Annotated in this window: 17 protein-coding genes; 9 read left to right on the forward strand and 8 right to left on the reverse strand. The window is 70.6% G+C overall.

Annotated elements, in window-relative coordinates:
• The first annotated feature begins 115 nt into the window (after nucleotides 1–115).
• Together ACIBI9_RS55355 and ACIBI9_RS55360 are read left to right on the forward strand one after the other, a co-directional pair.
• The gene (locus ACIBI9_RS55355) at nucleotides 116–2,431 is read left to right on the forward strand and encodes a sodium-translocating pyrophosphatase (protein WP_397235491.1); all 2,316 of its coding nucleotides are present in this window, start codon (nucleotides 116–118) and stop codon (nucleotides 2,429–2,431) included.
• 504 nt (nucleotides 2,432–2,935) lie between these two features.
• Nucleotides 2,936–3,403: a SixA phosphatase family protein gene (locus tag ACIBI9_RS55360; RefSeq protein ID WP_397235492.1), complete on the forward strand. Its 468-nt coding sequence runs from the start codon at nucleotides 2,936–2,938 to the stop codon at nucleotides 3,401–3,403.
• Between the two features lie 319 nt (nucleotides 3,404–3,722).
• Here ACIBI9_RS55360 and serB read toward each other — a convergent pair whose 3' ends face one another.
• The 4 genes from serB to ACIBI9_RS55380 form a co-directional block, all read right to left on the reverse strand.
• Entirely contained in the window at nucleotides 3,723–4,946 is a 1,224-nt protein-coding gene (gene serB / locus ACIBI9_RS55365; protein ID WP_397235493.1) for a phosphoserine phosphatase SerB, read from the reverse strand.
• Nucleotides 4,947–5,082: 136 nt separating this feature from the next.
• Entirely contained in the window at nucleotides 5,083–5,619 is a 537-nt protein-coding gene (locus ACIBI9_RS55370; RefSeq protein ID WP_397235494.1) for a hypothetical protein, read from the reverse strand.
• Between the two features lie 101 nt (nucleotides 5,620–5,720).
• On the reverse strand, nucleotides 5,721–6,731 hold the full coding sequence (locus ACIBI9_RS55375; RefSeq protein ID WP_397235495.1) for an S-adenosylmethionine:tRNA ribosyltransferase-isomerase: 1,011 nt from the start codon (nucleotides 6,729–6,731) through the stop codon (nucleotides 5,721–5,723).
• Nucleotides 6,728–7,384 (reverse strand): SDR family oxidoreductase, encoded by a 657-nt coding sequence (locus tag ACIBI9_RS55380; RefSeq protein ID WP_397235496.1) that lies wholly within the window; start codon nucleotides 7,382–7,384, stop codon nucleotides 6,728–6,730. Before ACIBI9_RS55380 ends, ACIBI9_RS55375 begins: the two co-directional genes overlap by 4 nt.
• A 94-nt stretch (nucleotides 7,385–7,478) precedes the next feature.
• Here ACIBI9_RS55380 and ACIBI9_RS55385 point away from each other — a divergent pair, with 94 nt between their 5' ends.
• Both ACIBI9_RS55385 and ACIBI9_RS55390 read left to right on the forward strand, forming a co-directional pair.
• On the forward strand, nucleotides 7,479–8,594 hold the full coding sequence (locus ACIBI9_RS55385; protein ID WP_397235497.1) for a GAF domain-containing sensor histidine kinase: 1,116 nt from the start codon (nucleotides 7,479–7,481) through the stop codon (nucleotides 8,592–8,594).
• A complete protein-coding gene (locus tag ACIBI9_RS55390) occupies nucleotides 8,591–9,205 on the forward strand; it encodes a response regulator (RefSeq protein ID WP_397235498.1) in 615 nt (204 codons plus the stop codon). Before ACIBI9_RS55385 ends, ACIBI9_RS55390 begins: the two co-directional genes overlap by 4 nt.
• A 3-nt stretch (nucleotides 9,206–9,208) precedes the next feature.
• Here the strand turns inward: ACIBI9_RS55390 and ACIBI9_RS55395 are convergent, their stop codons facing one another.
• Entirely contained in the window at nucleotides 9,209–9,868 is a 660-nt protein-coding gene (locus ACIBI9_RS55395) for a hypothetical protein (protein ID WP_397235499.1), read from the reverse strand.
• A gap of 170 nt (nucleotides 9,869–10,038) precedes the next feature.
• Between ACIBI9_RS55395 and ACIBI9_RS55400 the strand changes: the two genes are divergently transcribed.
• Nucleotides 10,039–12,714, forward strand: a complete 2,676-nt coding sequence (locus tag ACIBI9_RS55400) for a protein kinase (protein WP_397235500.1) — start codon at nucleotides 10,039–10,041, stop codon at nucleotides 12,712–12,714.
• Between the two features lie 8 nt (nucleotides 12,715–12,722).
• On the opposite strand, the gene ACIBI9_RS55405 is transcribed toward ACIBI9_RS55400, so the two are convergent.
• Nucleotides 12,723–13,442, reverse strand: a complete 720-nt coding sequence (locus tag ACIBI9_RS55405) for a hypothetical protein (RefSeq protein WP_397235501.1) — start codon at nucleotides 13,440–13,442, stop codon at nucleotides 12,723–12,725.
• A gap of 68 nt (nucleotides 13,443–13,510) precedes the next feature.
• On the opposite strand from ACIBI9_RS55405, the gene ACIBI9_RS55410 reads away from it, so the two are divergent.
• From ACIBI9_RS55410 to ACIBI9_RS55425, 4 genes are all read left to right on the forward strand, one after another.
• On the forward strand, nucleotides 13,511–14,299 hold the full coding sequence (locus ACIBI9_RS55410; protein ID WP_364253715.1) for an ABC transporter ATP-binding protein: 789 nt from the start codon (nucleotides 13,511–13,513) through the stop codon (nucleotides 14,297–14,299).
• A gap of 85 nt (nucleotides 14,300–14,384) precedes the next feature.
• Complete coding sequence (locus ACIBI9_RS55415; RefSeq protein WP_397235502.1) at nucleotides 14,385–15,305, forward strand: SPFH domain-containing protein; 921 nt, start codon at nucleotides 14,385–14,387, stop codon at nucleotides 15,303–15,305.
• A gap of 9 nt (nucleotides 15,306–15,314) precedes the next feature.
• Nucleotides 15,315–16,070, forward strand: a complete 756-nt coding sequence (locus ACIBI9_RS55420; RefSeq protein ID WP_397235503.1) for a sulfite exporter TauE/SafE family protein — start codon at nucleotides 15,315–15,317, stop codon at nucleotides 16,068–16,070.
• 30 nt (nucleotides 16,071–16,100) lie between these two features.
• The gene (locus ACIBI9_RS55425) at nucleotides 16,101–16,322 is read left to right on the forward strand and encodes a hypothetical protein (protein WP_397235504.1); all 222 of its coding nucleotides are present in this window, start codon (nucleotides 16,101–16,103) and stop codon (nucleotides 16,320–16,322) included.
• Here ACIBI9_RS55425 and ACIBI9_RS55430 read toward each other — a convergent pair.
• Together ACIBI9_RS55430 and ACIBI9_RS55435 are read right to left on the reverse strand one after the other, a co-directional pair.
• Nucleotides 16,315–17,139, reverse strand: coding sequence for an NAD(P)H-binding protein (locus tag ACIBI9_RS55430; RefSeq protein WP_397235505.1), 825 nt, complete (start codon nucleotides 17,137–17,139; stop codon nucleotides 16,315–16,317). The genes ACIBI9_RS55425 and ACIBI9_RS55430 overlap by 8 nt on opposite strands.
• A gap of 29 nt (nucleotides 17,140–17,168) precedes the next feature.
• Nucleotides 17,169–18,047 (reverse strand): Rieske 2Fe-2S domain-containing protein, encoded by an 879-nt coding sequence (locus tag ACIBI9_RS55435; RefSeq protein ID WP_397235506.1) that lies wholly within the window; start codon nucleotides 18,045–18,047, stop codon nucleotides 17,169–17,171.
• Nucleotides 18,048–18,058: the final 11 nt, after the last annotated feature.

The raw sequence follows: 18,058 nt of genomic DNA on the forward strand, positions 1-18,058 counted from the left end.
GCGGAACGCGGATTCAACCGGAAGCGGCACCCACAACCCGGATGGTGCCGCAACACCCGCCGAGGAAAACTGCAGCACCGCCCGGGCAGGACGACCGGTCTTGCCGAGGAGAACGATGAGCAGGCACATGCTGGCAGCGGAGCCAGCGTCCAATCTGGCCCTGAGTGGAAACAATCTCACCATCGTGATCGTGGTCGCCGCGGTCGCACTGATCGCACTAGCCGTCGCAGGCGGCCTGGTGCGCGAGGTGCTGTCCGCCGGCCAAGGCACGGAGCGCATGCAGAACATCGCGCGTGCCGTACAAGAAGGCGCCGCCGCCTATCTAGGGCGCCAGTTCCGGACATTGGCGATCTTCGTCGTCGCAATACCTATCCTGTTGCTCCTGCTACCAGGGGAAACGGAAGTAGTAGTCGGACGTTCGATCTTCTTCGTGGTCGGGGCGGTTTTCTCCGCGCTGACCGGGTTCATGGGCATGTGGCTGGCCGTGCGCGGGAATGTCCGTGTCGCCGCCGCGGCCAACGAATCGGGCGAGAAGCGCGCCATGCGCATCGCGTTCCGTACCGGCGGTGTGGCCGGGATGTTCACCGTGGGCCTCGGCCTGTTCGGCGCGGCCGTGGTCGTGTTCATCTACCAGGGCAACGCCCCCGGCGTGCTCGAGGGATTCGGGTTCGGGGCGGCGCTGCTCGCGATGTTCATGCGAGTCGGCGGCGGCATCTTCACCAAGGCCGCCGACGTCGGCGCCGACCTGGTCGGCAAGGTCGAGCAGGGCATCCCGGAGGACGACCCGCGCAACGCCGCGACCATCGCCGACAACGTGGGCGACAACGTCGGCGACTGCGCGGGCATGGCGGCCGACCTGTTCGAGTCGTACGCGGTCATGCTGGTCGCCAGCCTCATCCTGGGCAAGGTGGCCTTCGGTGAGCAGGGGCTGGTCTTCCCCCTGATCGTCCCCATGGTCGGCGTGATCACGGCGATCATCGGCATCTTCGTCACCGGAATGCGCGACCGCGACCGCAACGGCATGTCGGCGATCAACCGCAGCTTCTTCATCTCGGCCGCGATCTCCGCGGTGCTCGTGACGGTGGCCGCGTTCCTCTATCTGCCCGACAGCTTCAGTGCCCTGACCGGCGCCACCGAGCAGTCCGGCGCCAACCCGCGGCTCATCGCCATCGGCGCGGTGCTCATCGGCCTGGTGCTGGCCAGCGCCATCCAGCTGCTGACCGGCTACTTCACCGAGACCACCCGCCGTCCCGTACGCGAGATCGGCGAGAGCTCGGCCACCGGCCCGGCCACCGTCATCCTGTCCGGCATCAGCGTCGGCCTGGAGTCGGCCGTCTACTCCGCCCTGGTCATCGGCGGCGCGGTCTACGGCGCGTTCCTGCTCGGGTTCGGGAACGTGACGATCGCGCTGTTCGCGGTGGCGCTGGCGGGCACCGGTCTGCTGACCACGGTCGGCGTCATCGTCTCCATGGACACGTTCGGGCCGGTCTCCGACAACGCGCAAGGCATCGCCGAGATGTCGGGCGACGTCGAGGGCGAGGGCGCCCGCGTGCTCACCAGCCTGGACGCGGTCGGCAACACGACCAAGGCCATCACCAAGGGCATCGCGATCGCCACGGCCGTGCTGGCGGCGACCGCGCTGTTCGGCGCCTTCCGCACCTCGGTGGAGGACGCGCTGGCCCAGGCGACCGGGGCGGTCAAGTCCGCGCTCGGCGAGTTCTCCACCTTCACCCTCGGCATCGACCAGCCGAACGTTCTGGTCGGCCTGATCATCGGGGCCGCGGTCGTGTTCCTCTTCTCGGGGCTCGCGATCATGGCGGTCGGACGGGCCGCGATGCGCGTGGTCTTCGAGGTACGCGACCAGTTCCGCAACAAGCCGGGCATCATGGACGGTTCGGAGAAGCCGGAGTACGGCCGGGTCGTGGACATCTGCACCCGTGACTCGCTCCGCGAACTGGCCACGCCCGGTCTGCTGGCGGTCATGACGCCGATCGCGGTCGGGTTCGCCCTCGGGTACGCGCCTCTGGGCGCCTTCCTCGCGGGGGCCATCGCGTGCGGCACGCTGATGGCCGTCTTCCTGTCCAACTCCGGTGGCGCGTGGGACAACGCCAAGAAGCTGGTGGAGGACGGTCACCACGGCGGCAAGGGCTCGGAGGCGCACGCCGCCACCGTCATCGGCGACACGGTCGGCGACCCGTTCAAGGATACGGCCGGGCCTGCCATCAACCCGCTGATCAAGGTGATGAACCTGGTGGCGCTGCTGGTCGCGCCCGCGGTGGTGCAGTATGCGGGCAACCCGGCCCTGCGGATCGGCATCACGGTGGTGGCGGTGGCCGTGGTGGTCGGGGCGATCGTGGTGTCCAAGCGGCGCACCGTGACCACCGAACCGGCCAACAACGACAACCGCGAGCACCAGCCCGTGGCTTCGTAAGACCCGGCAATACCCTGGAGAGACGCCCGCCCTACTGCGTAGGGGCGGGCGTCTCGTCTTTTCGGGCGCTTTCGGGAGCTCCGGATGCCGGGGGGCGCTGGTCGTCGGGTCCTGCGCCGTGCGGGCGATTGAGGGCGTCTCGTCAGGCGGATGGCGAGCGGTGAGGCGCGGTGTTGGGGGACACCAGGTGGTCCTGCTGGGAACAGAAGGTGGCGGTGGTGGCGACGCGATGGCTGGCCCATCCGCGGTGCGATCTTCGAGTTCATCGAGGGCTGGTATGGCCCGTACCGGATCATGCCCGGAAGCGGGTGAGTGGAGTATGGAGGTGGGGTGGGGATGAAGGCGGGCGTGGGGGCGGGGTGGCTCGGTGGGAAACTGGGCGCGTGAAAGGTGACAAGCAGCCCAGCGGTGGGAAGACCCTGGGCCTGATTCTGCTGGGGATGCTCGTCATCCTGGCCGTGATCGTCGGGCTGGCCGTCTGGGCTTCGAGGACGGGGTGATCTGGTGCGGACCTTGATTGTGCTGCGGCATGCGAAGGCCGCCCACATCGCCGGGCTGGCCGATCGGGATCGGCCGTTGACCGAACGGGGCGAGCGGGACGCCAAGCGGGCGGGCGACGAGATACGGGCCGCCGGGCTCAACCCGGACGTCGTGTTGTGCTCGCCGGCGCTCAGGACCAAGAGCACCGCCGAGATCGCCTTTCCGGAGGTGGAGATCAGCTACGAGCGGGACATCTACGAGGCGTACCCCGATGAGCTGCTGGAGCTGGTCCGCCGGGTCGATCCCGAGCTGAGCACCGTGGTGCTGTGCGGGCACAACCCGGGGGTGCATGAGCTGGCCGTGGGGCTGGCCGGAGGGGACTACGTGTTCCGGCCGGGCGCGTTCGCGGTGATCGAGGTGGAGTCCGCCTGGGAGGAGCTCTGGATGGGCGAGGGACGCCTGGTCACACTCTGGGATCCCAAAGAGCGCTGAGGGTCCCAAAGAGCGCTGAGGGTCCCAACGAGCGCTGAGGGTCTCAAAGAGCGCTGAGGGTCTCAAAGAGCGCTGAGGGTCTCAAAGAGCACTGAGGGTCTCAAAGAGCACTGAGGGTCCAAGGAGCGCTGAGAGCATCAAGGAGCGCCGAGGCCCCAAGAAGTGCTGATGGCTCAAGGAGTGCTGAGGCGGCCTAAGGAGCGCTGAGAGACCTCAAGGAGGACTCAGGGGGCCAAAGGGACCAAGGGGGAGTGCTTACCCCGTCCGGAGGTCTGGAGGCCCATCCTGGGGCTCCAGGATGGGCCGGGTGGGTCGAGGGTCAGCCTGCGGTCAGGATGGTGCCGTCCTCCGCGTCCGCCGCCTCGACCTCGTCCCTGGAGATCCCCAGCAGGTAGAGGATCGAGTCGAGGTAGGGCGTGTTGACCGCCGTGTCGGCCGCCTGCCGCACCACCGGCTTGGCGTTGAACGCCACCCCCAACCCGGCAACCGCGATCATGTCGAGGTCGTTGGCCCCGTCGCCGATGGCCACCGTCTGCGAGATCGGCAGGCCGGCCTCGCGCGCGAACCGCTCCAGCGCCCGCGCCTTCCCCGGCCGGTCCACGATCTCGCCGACGACGCGACCGGTCAGCCGGCCGTCGATGACCTCGAGGACGTTCGCCGCCGAGTAGTCGATCCCGAGCTCCTCCACCAGCCCGTCGGTGATCTGCGTGAACCCGCCGCTGACGATGGCGAAGCGGTAGTCGAGCCGCTTGAGCGTGCGCACCAGCGTGCGGGCGCCGGGCGTGAGGACGACCTCCTTGCGCACCTCCTCGAACACCTCGGCCGGCAGCCCCTCCAGCAGCGCCACCCGGCGCCGCAGCGACTCGGCGAAGTCGAGCTCGCCGCGCATGGCCTGCTCGGTGACCTTGGCGACCTCGTCCAGGCATCCGGCGTGGGCCGCGAGCAGCTCGATGACCTCGCCCTGGATGAGGGTCGAGTCGACGTCCATGACGATCAGCCGCTTGGCCCGCCGCGACAGGCCGGTGCGCTGCACGGCCACGTCCACCTCTTGGACGGCCGCCTCGGCGGCCAGCTCGACCCGCAGCGAGCTGGGGTCGGCGCCGGAGACGGACAGCTCGATGCAGGTGACGGGCCATTGGGCGAGACGTTCGATGCGGTCGATGTTCGCGCCGGCGGCGGCGATGCGTCCGGCGATGCCCGCGATGGCGGCGGGCTGGAGCGTGGCGCCCAGCACGCTGACCGACAGGCGGCCGCGGCGGCGGTGCTCCTTGGTCTGGGAGCCGGTGGAGAGCTCCACCTCCATGCCGAGGTCCTCGGCCACCCGCTCGACCGCGGTCCACATGGCGCCGAGGGTCGTGCCGGTGCCCGTCGGGGGGCCGCCGGCGTACATGACGAGCACGCCGAGCGTGAGCCGGCCGCGAATGACGACCTGTTCGATGTCCGCCACAGTCACCGGAAAGGCGGACAGAACGGAGAAAAGCCGCGAGGTGACGCCGGGCCGGTCGGGGCCGGTCAGGGTGATCAGGAGGCTGCGCTGGTCCACATCCAGCCACGGTACTGCGCCCGGCCCGATGCTCGCGAAGCAGGGCGGGCATTCGGGCTCGGGCGCAGCGGTGAACGTCACGGCGGACGTGGCTCGAAACGTTCCAGCGGTTCGAAACGTTCCAGAGAGCGGCGTACTAGCGGACGATCTTGGTCTTGACCGTCTTCACGTAGCCGTGCTCGGGGATGCCGAGCCGGTCGAGCTCTTCCTTGCTCATGTTCTCCATGCCCGTCTGGACGTCGTAGGAGATCACGCCGAGCTTGGCGGTCTGCGTGCCCTTCGCCGTCTTCTTGAGCTTGGTCTCGAAGATCAGGGCGATGGAGTCGTCCTTCTCCAGGATCTTCGGCACGAGGCAGTAGAACGCGCGGCCCTCGAGCCCGCACTCGGTGCCCTTGACGCTCGTCCGGTACATGATCCGCCTGAGGTCGACACCCTTGGGGAACTCGCCGCCGACGAAGTAGGCGTCGGCCTCGTAGGGCCCCTTGTTGGTGGCGACGATGGTGAAGTTGAGCTTGCCGCCGGCCTTTGCCGTCTTCGCGGCCTTCACTTTGACGTCGAAGACCGAGAACGGCTCGTCGGCGACGGTCGTGGCGGATGCCGAAGCGGGAACAGCCGGGACAAGCAGGGCCGCGGCCAGCAATGCCAGCGACGCGGCCTTGGTCAGGTTACGCATTAAACGTCTCCGGTGAGGAAGTGGTCACGGGGAGGCGCACACACTTGAAGCCCCCGTAAATGCCCGCTGTTCCTATCATGTTGGCAAAATCTATGTAAAGACTATTTCTTCACAATCAAGTGCGTGTCACCGAACTCGTGCCAGAGATATGCGTTCTGTAGCGCCTCCTCGTACGCCCGCGCGAGCGCCGTCTCGCCCGCGATCGCGGTCAGCATGAGCAGGTGGCTGGAGCGCGGCTCGTGCAGCCCGGTGATCAGCCCCGTGACGGCCCGTACGCCGCTCTCGGGTGTGACGATGTGCCTGGTCCACCCGGCGTCGGCGGCGACCCGCCCGTCCGCCCCCACGGCCGTCTCCAGGGCCCGTACGACGGTGGTGCCCGCGGCCACCACCCGGTTGCCGTTCTCGCGCGCCAGGTTGACCAGCCGCGCCGTGCCCGCCGGCACCTCGTACCGCTCGGCGTAGGGCGGCTCGTCCTTCTCCGGCGAGGCCACCCCCGTGTGCAGGGTGATCGGCGCGATCCCGATCCCGCGCGCCACGAGCGCCGTCACCAGCTCCGCGGTGAACGGCCGCGCCGCGCTCGGCATCTCCGCGCTCCCCGGCACGGTCGCGAACACGGTCTGGTACGCCTCGATCGGCCAGTCCCTGCTCACGTACGAGTAGCGGATCGGCGCCCCGTGCGCCCGCAGGTACGGCTCCACCTCCCGGTCCAGCGACGCCCGCCACAGACGGGGCGTCTCCCGTTCGATCAGCCGCAGCGTGGCCCGCCCCGGCAGCGGCAGCCACTCGCCGGGCTCGCCCCCGCCGTAGGGCTCGGAGGCGGTGGCGGTACGGCGGCGCAGCTCGACCAGCCAGGTGCCGTCCTCCCTGGCGGTGGAGAAGTGCACGGCCAGCCGGTCGAGCCGGACGGCCGCGGGCAGGGTCGCGGAGTTGTTCACGACGATCAGGTCACCGGGGTCGAGCAGCCTCGGGAGGTCGACGAAGTGGTGGTGCGAGGGGGCGAGGTCGCCACGCGAGACCATCAGGCGTACCGCGTCCCTGGACATCCCCCGCGCCTCGGGAGGCTCGCTCGCCGACAGGCCCGGCGGCAGCGCGAAGTCGAGTGCGACGGTCATTGCAGGCTCACCTTGCCGCTGGCCGGACGGGACCGCACCAGGTCGTGCAGCGCGGCGGCCACCTTGGCGGGGTCAGTGGCGGCCGCGGCCTCCTCGGCGCCCACGGCGTCGGCGAGCATGCGGGTGTTCATCTCGCCGGGGTCGGCCCACCAGACCCGGACCGCGGGCTCCTCGGCCGACAACACGTTGGAGAGCTGCTCCAGGGCCGCCTTGGTGGCGCCGTAGCCGCCCCAGCCCTCGTACGCGCCCGTGGCGGCGTCCGAGGTGATGTTCACGACGGCCCCGCCCGCCGCGCGCAGGGCGGGCAGCGTGGCCTGGATCAGCGCGAGCGGGGCGGTGACGTTGGTCTCCAGCAGCACCCTGAACGCCTCCAGCGGGTAGCCCGCCAGCGGCGGCAGCGGCGTCACGCCGAGGTCGCTGGCGTTGTTGACGAGCAGGTCCAGCTCGGGCGCCGCCCGGGCCAGCCGCTCGACGTGCGCGGGCTCCGTCACGTCGCCGGGGATCGCGGTGGCGCCCAGCTCGGCCGCGGCCCGCTCCAGGTCGTCCGCGCCGCGGGCGGTGAGCACGAGGTTCCAGCCGGCGTCCGCCAGAGACCTCGCCAGGGCGAGTCCGAGACCGCGGGAAGCGCCGGTGATGAGTGCGGTGTTCGTCATGCTGCCGACGTTAGGAACGCCGCGGGCGCCGCACATCGGGCCGAAGTCCCGCCGCCGCCTGGGCACATCGTCCTAGGACCCTAAGCTGGGTCCCGTGACCTCCGACCGAGACGAGATCCTGCAGGCGGTGAGCTCCGCGGTGCTCGCGGTCACCCGCCATCTGTCGGTCCGCGAGGTGTTGCAGGTCATCGTACGCTCGGCGCAACGGCTGCTCGACGCCCGCTACGCCGCGCTCGGCGTGCCCGACGACGAGGGGTCGTTCGGCGAGTTCGTCGCCGAGGGCATCACCGACAAGCAGTGGGACGCGATCGGCCCGCTGCCCAGACAGCATGGCATGCTCGGCGCGATGCTCCGCGAGGGGAGCCCCGTCAGGCTGCCTGACCTGCGCAAAGACCCGAGGTTCGAGTGGTGGCCGAAGGCCCACCCGGTGATGAAGGACTTCCTCGGCGTCCCGATCCGCGACGGCGACCAGGTGCTCGGCATCATCTTCCTGGCCAACAAGCGCACGCCGGGCGGCTTCACGCAGGCCGACCAGGAGCTGCTGACGCTGTTCGCCGCGCACGCCGCCATCGCGCTGGCCAACGCCAGGCTCTACGAGCGCGGCCGCGAGCTGGCCATGCTGGAGGAACGCAACCGCGTGGCCCGCGAGCTGCACGACGCCGTGACGCAGAAGCTGTTCTCGCTCAGGCTCACCGCGCAGGCCGCCTCCGCCATGCTCGACCGGGCGCCCGAGAAGGCCGCCGCCGAGCTCGAACGCGTCCAGCGCCTGGCCGGGGAGGCCCTCTCCGAGCTGCGCGCGGTGATCGTCGAGCTGCGACCGGCCGAGCTCGACCGGCACGGCCTTTCCGAGACGCTGCGCAAGCACGTGCGCATGCTGGACCGGCTCCACCCGTCCCTGGTCACGTTCGAGTGCGCGGAGCTGCCGCCGGTCGACCCGGCGGTCGAGGTGGCGGTGCTCAGAGTGGCCCAGGAGGCGCTGCACAACGCGCTCAGGCACGCGGAGGCCACGAGCGTCTCCGTGCGCCTGGCATACGCGGACGGCAAGCTGGTGTTGATCGTGCGCGACGACGGCAACGGGTTCGAGCAGGCGGAGTCGCGCGGCCTGGGCCTGGTGTCGATGCGCGACAGGGCGGAGTCCGTGGGCGGGGTCATGACCGTCGAGTCGGCCCGCGGCAGGGGGACCACGGTACGTGTGGAGGTGGGCGTTTGATCCGGGTGCTGATCGCCGACGATCATCCGGTGGTGCGGCAGGGGTTGCGTACGTTCCTCGACCTGCAGGACGACATCACGGTCGTCGGTGAGGCGGGCGACGGGGCGCAGGCGGTCGAGCTGGTCGGGGAGCTGGCACCCGACGTGCTGCTGCTGGACCTGAAGATGCCGGTGCTCGACGGGCTCGGCACGCTCGAACGGCTGGCCGGGTCGGCGACCAGGGTGGTCGTGCTGACGTCGGTGAGCGACCGGTCCGACGTCGGCCCGGCCATGCGGGCGGGGGCGTCGGGGTTCCTCTACAAGGACGTCGATCCGACGGCGCTGGTGCAGGCCGTGCGGGCGGTGCACGGAGGGCAGGTGCTGCTGGCCCCCGAGGCCGCCGAGGCGATGCTGTCGGCGCCGGACGACCCGCCGTCGCCGGTGCCGCTGACCGACCGCGAGCGCGAGGTGCTCGCGCTCATCGCGGCCGGCCGGTCCAACCGGGAGATCGCCAGGAGCCTCGCCGTCGCGGAGAAGACGGTCAAGACCCACGTCTCCAACGTGCTGATGAAGCTGGGCGTCCAGGACCGCACCCAGGCCGCGCTGTACGCCGTACGGCACGGCCTGGGATGAGGATCAGGTGTCCTTCTTCTTGTTGCTTTCCTCGTGGCTGGTGGGCGGGTTGTACGTCTTGACCGGCGGAGGCGGCGACCAGCTCCGGCCCGGCCGGCGCGGCGGGGAGACGATCTTGGTGTTGACCTTCTTGAGCCAGTAGTAGCCCTTGATGCCGAGGCGCTTGAGCTCTTCCTCGTCGATGTTCTCCATGCCCTGGTCGACGTCGAACGACATCACGCCGACCCGCGCCGTGGCCGTGCCCTTGGTGCCCTTCTTCAGCGTCACCTGGAAGTTGAGCCAGTCGGTCTTGCCCTTCTCCAGCCGCAGCGGGCCCCAGCACCAGAACCAGCGGTCCTCCCAGGTGCACTTGGTGCCCTTCGCGGCGCCCCAGCGCAGAGTGGGCACGACGCCCTTGGGCACCTCGCCGCCGATCCAGTAGTAGTCGGCGTAGAAGGGGCCCAGGTTCTTCGCGCGGACGTAATACGTGATCTTGCCGCCGCGCTTGGTGCGGCTGCTGTGCTTGACGGAGATCTTGAAGGTGGAGAACGGCTTCAACCGCGCGACCGCCGCGGTGGTGGGGGCGGCCACGGTGGTGGCGGTGGCGGCACTCGCCTGAGCGGGTACGGCCAGCGGCGCGGCGGCCAGACCGCCGGCTAAGAACAGGCTGAAGCTTCTACGCATATGACGGCTCCCCGTACGGTGCTGGAAATCCCCGATCATCTCCACGATTATTGCGTAGGGCAAATTTTTCGCAAAGAGCGATGATCTTTCGTGACCTGGGGTGGTTTGCGGGTGTTCGTGCGCGCCTATCCCATTTGTGAACGGGGGTCTAGCACAACGGGGAGGGCCAGGTGCCGGAGACGCACCCCTTACAGCCGACCGATCCGCGAACACTGGGCGAATACCGGCTGCTCGGCCGCCTGGGCAAGGGGGCGCAGGGGATCGTTTTCGAGGGCGAGTCGCCCGACGGGCGGCGCGTGGCGATCAAGCTGCTGAACACCCGGCTGGACAAGCCCGGGCTCGACTCCGAACGCTTCCTGCGCGAGGTGGCGGCCGCGCGGCGGGTGGCCCAGTTCTGCACCGCGCAGGTGCTGGGGGCCCACATGGACGGCGAGCACCCGTACATCGTCAGCGAACTGGTGGACGGGGTCTCCCTGCAGGCGGTGGTGCAGCGGGACGGGCCGCGCACGGGCGGCGCGCTCTACCGCCTGGCCGTCGGAACGGTCACCGCGCTGGCCGCCATCCACCGCGCCGGGATCGTGCACCGCGACTTCAAGCCCAGCAACGTGCTGCTCGGTCACGACGGGCCGCGAGTGATCGACTTCGGCATCGCGCGGGCGCTGGACTCGGCCATGACGATCAGCAGCGGGGTCGTGGGGACGCCCGCGTACATGTCGCCCGAGCAGATCTCGGCCGAGCGGGTGGGGCCGGCGAGCGACATGTTCAGCTGGGCCCTGACCATGGTGTTCGCGGCCACGGGGCGGCCCGCGTTCGGCCAGGACAGCCTGCCCGCGGTCGTCTACCGGGTGATGCACGAGGAGCCCGACCTCTCGGCGCTGCCCGAGACCCTGCGGCCGGTCGTGCAGTCGTGCCTGCGCAAGCGGGCCGACGAGCGGCCCGCGGCGGCCGACGTGCTGTTCGCGCTGCTGGCCAACGAGGGGGAGTCGCCGCGGCCCGAGGACGCGCTCAACACGGGCTCGCAACTCGCGGCCGAGCGGACCCCGCCGGATGCGCCCTCGCCCGCCGCCGGCTGGGCGAACCCCCATGGACCCACGCCCGAGGCCCCACCGGGTGCCGGCACCGGCTGGGCGAATCCCGGCGGCCCGGCGGCGGCCGCCCCTCCTGGCGGGTACGGGTGGGCGAACCCGTCGGGGGAGGCGTACGCGCCGCCCCAGGTCCCTCCGGCCAGACCACCCGCAGCGCCCTACGTACCGCCACAGCAGGGCGGCGCACCGCCCGGCTACGGTGGCGCGGCGCATGGGGTGCCTTATGTGCCTCCGCAGCAGCCTCCGTCGGGTCCGTCTCAGGTGCCGCCGCCCTATCCGATGAGCGCCGCGCCCCACCCGCCCGCGCCCCACCCGCCCGCGCCCCGTCCACCGGCGCCCGGGCCGGCGGTGCCGGGGGTGGAGGCGGCCGCGAGCAGCGAGGGGCCGTCCGGACGCGCGCCATCGGCGCCGGGCAGGGGCCGCCAGGGCCAGGGCCAGGGACCAGGGCAGGTGTCCCCGTCCCAGAAGCCGTCGGTACGGGAGGCCGGCGGGCGGGGGGACAACGACGCGTTCTTCAAGCATGCGCCGATCGAGGAGCCGCCCGGCGAGGTCAACGCCAGGCGCAGGCGGGCCGCCATGGTCTCCGGCGCGCTCGTCGTGGCGCTCGCCCTGGCAGGGAGCGTGCTGTACTTCGGGCCGAAGATGTTCGGCACCGGCTCGCCGACCGGCGGGAACGCGGCCCAGGTGACCACCTCCGTGAGCGCGAGCCCGGCTCAGACCCAGGCCCTGACGCAGACCGAGCCCCCCACCCCGACACCGACCCAGGTCACGCCCACTCCCACCCCCACGGTCACCCCCACACAGAAGGTCGTCCCCGTTCTCGGCAAGCAGGACGGGAAGTCGTTCAAGGGTCACACCAAGGGCGTCCAGGCCATCTCCGCGATCTCCTCGGGCGGCAAGACGTGGCTGGTCACCGGCGGGCAGGACGGCCGGGTGCGGCTGTGGGACCTGGCCAGGCACAAGTCGCTGGCCACGATGAAGGGCCACAGCGAAGAGGTGTACGCCGTCGCGTGCGTGATGGTCGGCAAGACCCCCATGGCCGTCTCCGGCGGGTACGACGGCAGCGTGCGCCTGTGGAACCTCAAGACCCGCAAGGGCAAGGTGCTCGGCTGGCACGGCGACGCCGTCTACGCGGTCGCCGTCACCAAGGTGAAGGGCAAGTACGTCGCGGTCACCGGCGACGCCAACGGCTATCTGAGGTTCTGGGACCTGAAGAAGCGCAAGTCGACCGGCAAGATCATCAGAGCCCACCGGAGGCCGGTCAACTGGCTCAGCGCCACCCACATCGGCGACCGGGCCGTCGCCGTCTCGGCCAGCGAGGACGAGACGGTACGCATGTGGGACATGGCCGGGCGCAAGGCGTACGGGAAGGCGTACAAGGGCCATTCCAGGGGCGTGTACTCGGTCGCGGTCGGCAAGGTGGACGGGAAGACGGTCGTGGCATCTGGCGGTAAAGACGGAAAAATCAGGATCTGGGATCCGAAGAGTCGTAAGACCGTCGCCACCCTCTCGGGCCACAAGAAGATCGTTTACTCGCTCTCCTTCGGCACCCTCGACGGCCGCACGGTGCTGCTGTCAGGCAGCACCGACGGCACGATCAGGCTCTGGGACCCCGAGACCCGCAAGACGCTCGGCAAACCGGTCAAGGCTCACAAGAAGGGCGTGTACGCCGTGGGCATCGTCCCACTCGACGGGGACGCGGCCGTCGTGTCCGCGGGCAAGGACAAGGTGGTCAGGCTGTGGAAGATCGCGAGCTCTTAGCGGGCCGGCTACGAGCTCCTGAGCGGCTCGAAGATCGCGTGATGCGCGGCCACGAGCGCACGGCGTACCGCCCGGTCCAGCTCGCGCAGGGCCGTGGCGCGGACGGCGATCTGCCCCGACGTGAGCCCGCGCTCGTCGGCCAGCCGCACCACGGTGGCCAGCCGCGTGGCCAGGGCGGAGACGCGGTGCGCCCGCGCGGGGTAGCCGGGCGCCAGCTCGCCGCCCTGGTGCCCGACGGACGAGGGGCGGGACTGCATGGGGCCTTCGATGCCGGACAGCGCGTCGGTGGCCGAGCGCATGGCCTCCGACAGCTCGCGTTCGGCCTCCGCCAGCGACGGCAGATCATGGCGTACGGGCCCGGAGTCGTGGATCTCCAGGCGTACCCCGACATAGGACGACCCGCGCAGGTCGGACGTCGGCACCAGGCCGAGGTTGCGGCCGTCGAGCACCGCGATGGCGGCCTGGCCGGCGTCCACCGCGGCCGAGTTGAACGGCGCCGGCCCCGACAGCCCCAGCGGATCGCCGGGCGCCGGCAGCGCGAGCCGGAGCTCGCGCAGGCCGTCGGAGCGCAGGTTTGCGAGGTATTTACGCAACGGGACGTCGTCGGCCACGGTGGGACCGCCGGCGGCTTCCACGTGGTCAGCCGCCTCGTCGAGGCCTACGTGACCGGCGAGCCAGGCGTTGCCCCAGGCGACCAGGGAGGGACAGACAGGCGATTCAGGGCGCACCGATCCACGATATGCGCTCGCCCTGCAATAGGTTTGTCCCGAGCGTGACTCCTAAGGAGGTATCGGGGATGGGTGGTCAGGTGCTGCGGCTCCAGGACGTCGCCGTCAGGCGGGACGGAGCGGCCCTGCTGCGCGGCATCGACTGGACGGTCAACGCCGACGAGCGTTGGGTCGTCGTCGGCCCCAACGGCGCGGGCAAGACCACGTTGCTGCAGGTCGCGGCCACGTTGCTCTACCCGAGCGAGGGTCTGGTCGAGGTGCTCGGGGAGCGGCTGGGACAGGCGGACGTCTTCGATCTGCGCCCGCGGATCGGGCTGGCGAGCTCCGCGCTGGCCGAGCGCATCCCGCCGGAGGAGAAGGTCATCGACCTCGTGCTGACCGCCTCGTACGGGATCATGGGCCGCTGGACGGAGGAGTACGACTCCAACGACGTGACCAGGGCCGTCGAGCTGATCGACATGATGGGCGCGGCCCACCTGATCAGGCGGCGGTTCGGCACGCTGTCGGAAGGGGAGCGCAAGCGGGTGCAGATCGCCCGCGCCCTCATGCCCGACCCCGAGATGCTGCTGCTCGACGAGCCCGCGGCCGGGCTCGACCTGGGCGGGCGCGAAGACCTGGTGCGCCGGCTCTCGGTGCTGGCGGGCGACTACCGTTCGCCGACGCTCATGCTGGTGACGCACCACGTGGAAGAGGTGCCGATCGGGTTCACGCACGGGCTGCTGCTGAGGCATGGCTCGGTGGTGGCGCAGGGGCCGCTGGAGCACGTGATGACGCCCGACAACCTGTCGCAGACGTTCGGGGTGCCGCTCTCGCTGGAGCGCAGCGCCGAGGGCCGCTGGTACGCGCGCGCCCACTGATCCCTATTTATTCACATAAAAGCCGCCGAAAGCGGAAAGGAAATAGGATCTACGGAGTCGGTCCCCTCGACTTCGGAGCGTCGCCATGTCCGTCGAGCAGCTCATCGTCGCCCTTGTCGTGGTCGCGGCGGTGGGCTTCGGAGTGGCCCGCACGGTCCGCATCATCCCCCAGGCCACGGCCGCCATCATCGAACGCCTGGGGCGCTACCACCGGACGCTGACCCCGGGGCTCAACCTCGTGGTGCCGTTCATCGACCGCATCAAGGACATGATCGACCTGCGGGAGCAGGTGGTCTCCTTCCCGCCGCAGCCGGTGATCACCTCCGACAACCTCGTCGTGTCCATCGACACCGTCATCTACTTCCAGGTCACCAATCCGAAGGCGGCCACGTACGAGATCGCGAACTTCCTGGTCGGCGTCGAGCAGCTCACGGTCACGACGCTGCGCAACGTGGTCGGCGGCATGGACCTGGAGCGCACGCTGACCTCGCGCGAGGACATCAACACCGCGCTGCGCGGCGTGCTCGACGAGGCGACGGGCAAGTGGGGCATCCGGGTCAACAGGGTCGAGCTCAAGGCCATCGACCCGCCCTCCTCCATCCAGGACTCGATGGAGAAGCAGATGCGCGCCGACCGCGACAAGCGCGCCGCCGTGCTGACCGCGGAGGGCCAGCGCCAGGCGGCGATCCTGCAGGCGGAGGGCGAGAAGCAGGCGGCCGTGCTGCGGGCTCGCGGCGAGGCGGAGGCGGCCGTGCTGCGCGCGCAGGCGGAGGCCGAGGCCCAGGCCATGCGCGCCAAGGGCCAGGCGGACGCGATCGGCATGGTGTTCAAGGCCATCCACGAGGGGCGGCCCGACCAGCACCTGCTCGCCTACCAGTACCTGCAGACCCTGCCCGAGATCGCCAAGGGCGATGCCAATAAAATCTGGATCGTCCCATCAGAAATGGGCAAAGTTCTGGAGAATCTGGGCGGCCTCTTCACACCCCCTAAGAGCCCGGACGTGTAAGGAGGGTTCGTGACGGGGTGGGAACTGGCCGCGGTCTGCGCGGCCGGGGTGGTGGCCGGTGCGATCAACGCGGTGGTCGGGTCCGGCTCCCTGATCACGTTCCCCACGTTGCTGGCGATCGGCGTCGATCCCGTCACCGCCAACGTCTCCAACACCATCGGGCTCGTGCCGGGCTCGTTCACGGCCGCGTACGGCTACCGCCCCGAACTCCGGGGCCAGCGCGAACGCCTGCTGCGCCTGGGCCTGGCTTCGGCCCTGGGCGCGCTGGCCGGCGGGATCCTGCTGCTGTTCCTGGACCCGTCGGTGTTCCAGGTCGTCGTCATCGCGCTGATCGCGCTGGCCTGCCTGCTGGTCGTGGCGCAGCCCAGGCTCAACCGGTGGCTGGCCGACCGGCGTCAGCACGCGCACCCGCACGGAGGTCTGGAGCTGTGGCTCGGCGTGCTGGCCGCCGGGGTCTACGGCGGATACTTCGGCGCGGCCCAGGGCGTGCTGCTGATCGGGCTGCTCGGCAGCTTCCTCGACGACCACCTCCAGCGGGTGAACGCGGCCAAGAACGTCCTCGCGCTGATCGTCAACGCGGTGGCCGCCGCGCTGTTCATCGTGGTCGCGCCCGTGGACTGGCTCGCCGTGGCGGGGGTGGCCGCGGGCGCGGTGGCGGGCGGCTTCCTGGGTGCCAGGGCGGGGCGGCGCATCCCGGCGCCCGTGCTTCGGGGGATCATCGTCTGCGTCGGTATTGCGGCTATTTTCGTACTGGTGTACGGATAAAATGCCGCGTTCGCGGGTATGAATTCGTACATGAAGGGCGACTGGGTAGAGATCGTCATTGATGCCGGAGGAACACCGCGTACTTACGAGATCAGGGCCACTCGCGCCGGGCGGCGGGTCGACGTGACCACGAGGCGGGGGCTCGTCGAGGTGAGCGAGGTCACCCGCGCCGGCACGCCGGTGCGCACGGCCAGGTTCATGTCCAGCCGCATCCTGGCCCTCGTGGAGCACCCCGCGGACGAGGTCAGCTGAAGTCGGCCCGGTGGTCCTCCGCCCACTGGCCGAACGTCAGCGCGGGCCTGCCGAGCAGCCGCTCCACGGTGTCGGTCACCTGCTCGGGAGCCGTCACGAAGCCCGCCCACGCCTTCAGCGCGCCCTCCACGAAGGCCGCGTTCCCCCAGGCGGCCATGAGCTGCTCGCGGGCCTCCTCCAGCGGCTGCTCCTCCCAGCGCGCCTCGCGCCCGGTCGCCGCGCCGATCACACGTACCTGCTCGGCCTGGGTGAGCAGCTCCGGGCCGGTCAGCACGTAGGTGGCGCCGTTGTGGCCGGCCGAGGTGAGCACGTGCGTGGCCACGGCCGCGATGTCCCGCTCGTGGATCAAGGGCCTCGAAGCCTGCCCGTACGGCCAGCGCACCACGCCCTGCCTGATCTGCCCGGCCCAGCCCAGTGTGTTGGCCGCGAAGCCGCCGGGCCTCAGGAACGTCCACCCGAGCCCCGAATGCCGGATCAGCCGCTCGATCTTGTGGTAGTGCGTCACCGGCTCGTCCGCCACGTTGGCCGACAGGTAGACCGCGCGCCGCGCGTGCCCGGCGATTGCCGTGACCACCTCCGCGGCGCCGTCCGCCGTGAAATGAGGCCACAGCAGGAACACGCTCTCCACGCCTTTCAGCGCAGGCTCCAGCGTCTCGGGCGCGGACAGGTCGCCGCGCACCACCTCCACCCGCTCGGGCAGCCTCGCCCGTCCGGGGTCCCTGACGAGGGCCCGGACCTCCAGCCCCGCTTCCGCGAGCTGGGACACCACATGCCTGCCGACATTGCCGGTCGCGCCGGTCACCAGAATCGTGCTCATGAGGCCGACGGTAGAACCTCAAGCGAACTTCAGGTCAACCCCGGCCGCACCTGGAGCGTGCCGTCACGCCGGATCCGCGTCTCGAACATGGGCGCGGGGGCGGTCGCCGGACCGTGCCGCACCGAGCCGTCGGCCAGCCTGAACGTGCTGCCGTGCCACGGGCAGACCACGCACGCCTCCCCGTTCTCCATGACCAGCCTGCCCTGGTGCAGCGGGCCGGCCAGATGCGGGCAGCGGTCGGCGAGCACGGTCACGGCCTCGCCCTGGCGCAGCACGAAGAGCTGGATGTAGCCGAGCCGCCGCGCGACGGGCCGGCCCTCCGGCAGGTCCCTGAGCAGGCACAGGTCGTGCCAGCCCAGCGGCACCAGGTGGGCGACCTGCGGGGCGTGGTTGGCCCCGGCCGCCTGCCGGTAGGCCATGTGGCCGCCGAGATAGCCGCCGAGCCCGGCCAGGCCGAGCCCGGCCAGGGTCAGGGAGCGGCCCATCTGCTCGCGCCCGCGTACCCGGGCCAGCAGGGAGGCGGAGAACAGGCCCAGCGCGGTCACGTTCGACAGCATGTGGACGAAGCCCACGCGCTGCTGCTCGCGGTGGAGAGAGGACCAGTCGGTCAGGCCGGCCGCCGCCGTGGGCAGCGCGTTGGCGATGCCCGTGACCAGCAGCACGCGCGCGGCCCGCGGATCGCCGTCGGTCAGGTCAAGCACGGCTGCGGACAGCCAGCAGCCCAGGCTGACCGTGGCCAGCGGCGGGTGCAGCGGCTTGCCCGTGGGCACACCGTGCAGCAGGTCACGCAGCCGGCCAGGGCGGATGCGCTGGCGTACGGCCTTGGCCAGCACTCTGATCGGCGTGTCCAGGGCCTTGGACTTCTCGAGCCGGTCGGCGAGAGCAACCGGCCCGGCCAAACCCCGCAACGGCCGACGTT

It is taken from the genome of Nonomuraea sp. NPDC050451 (assembly GCF_044458585.1).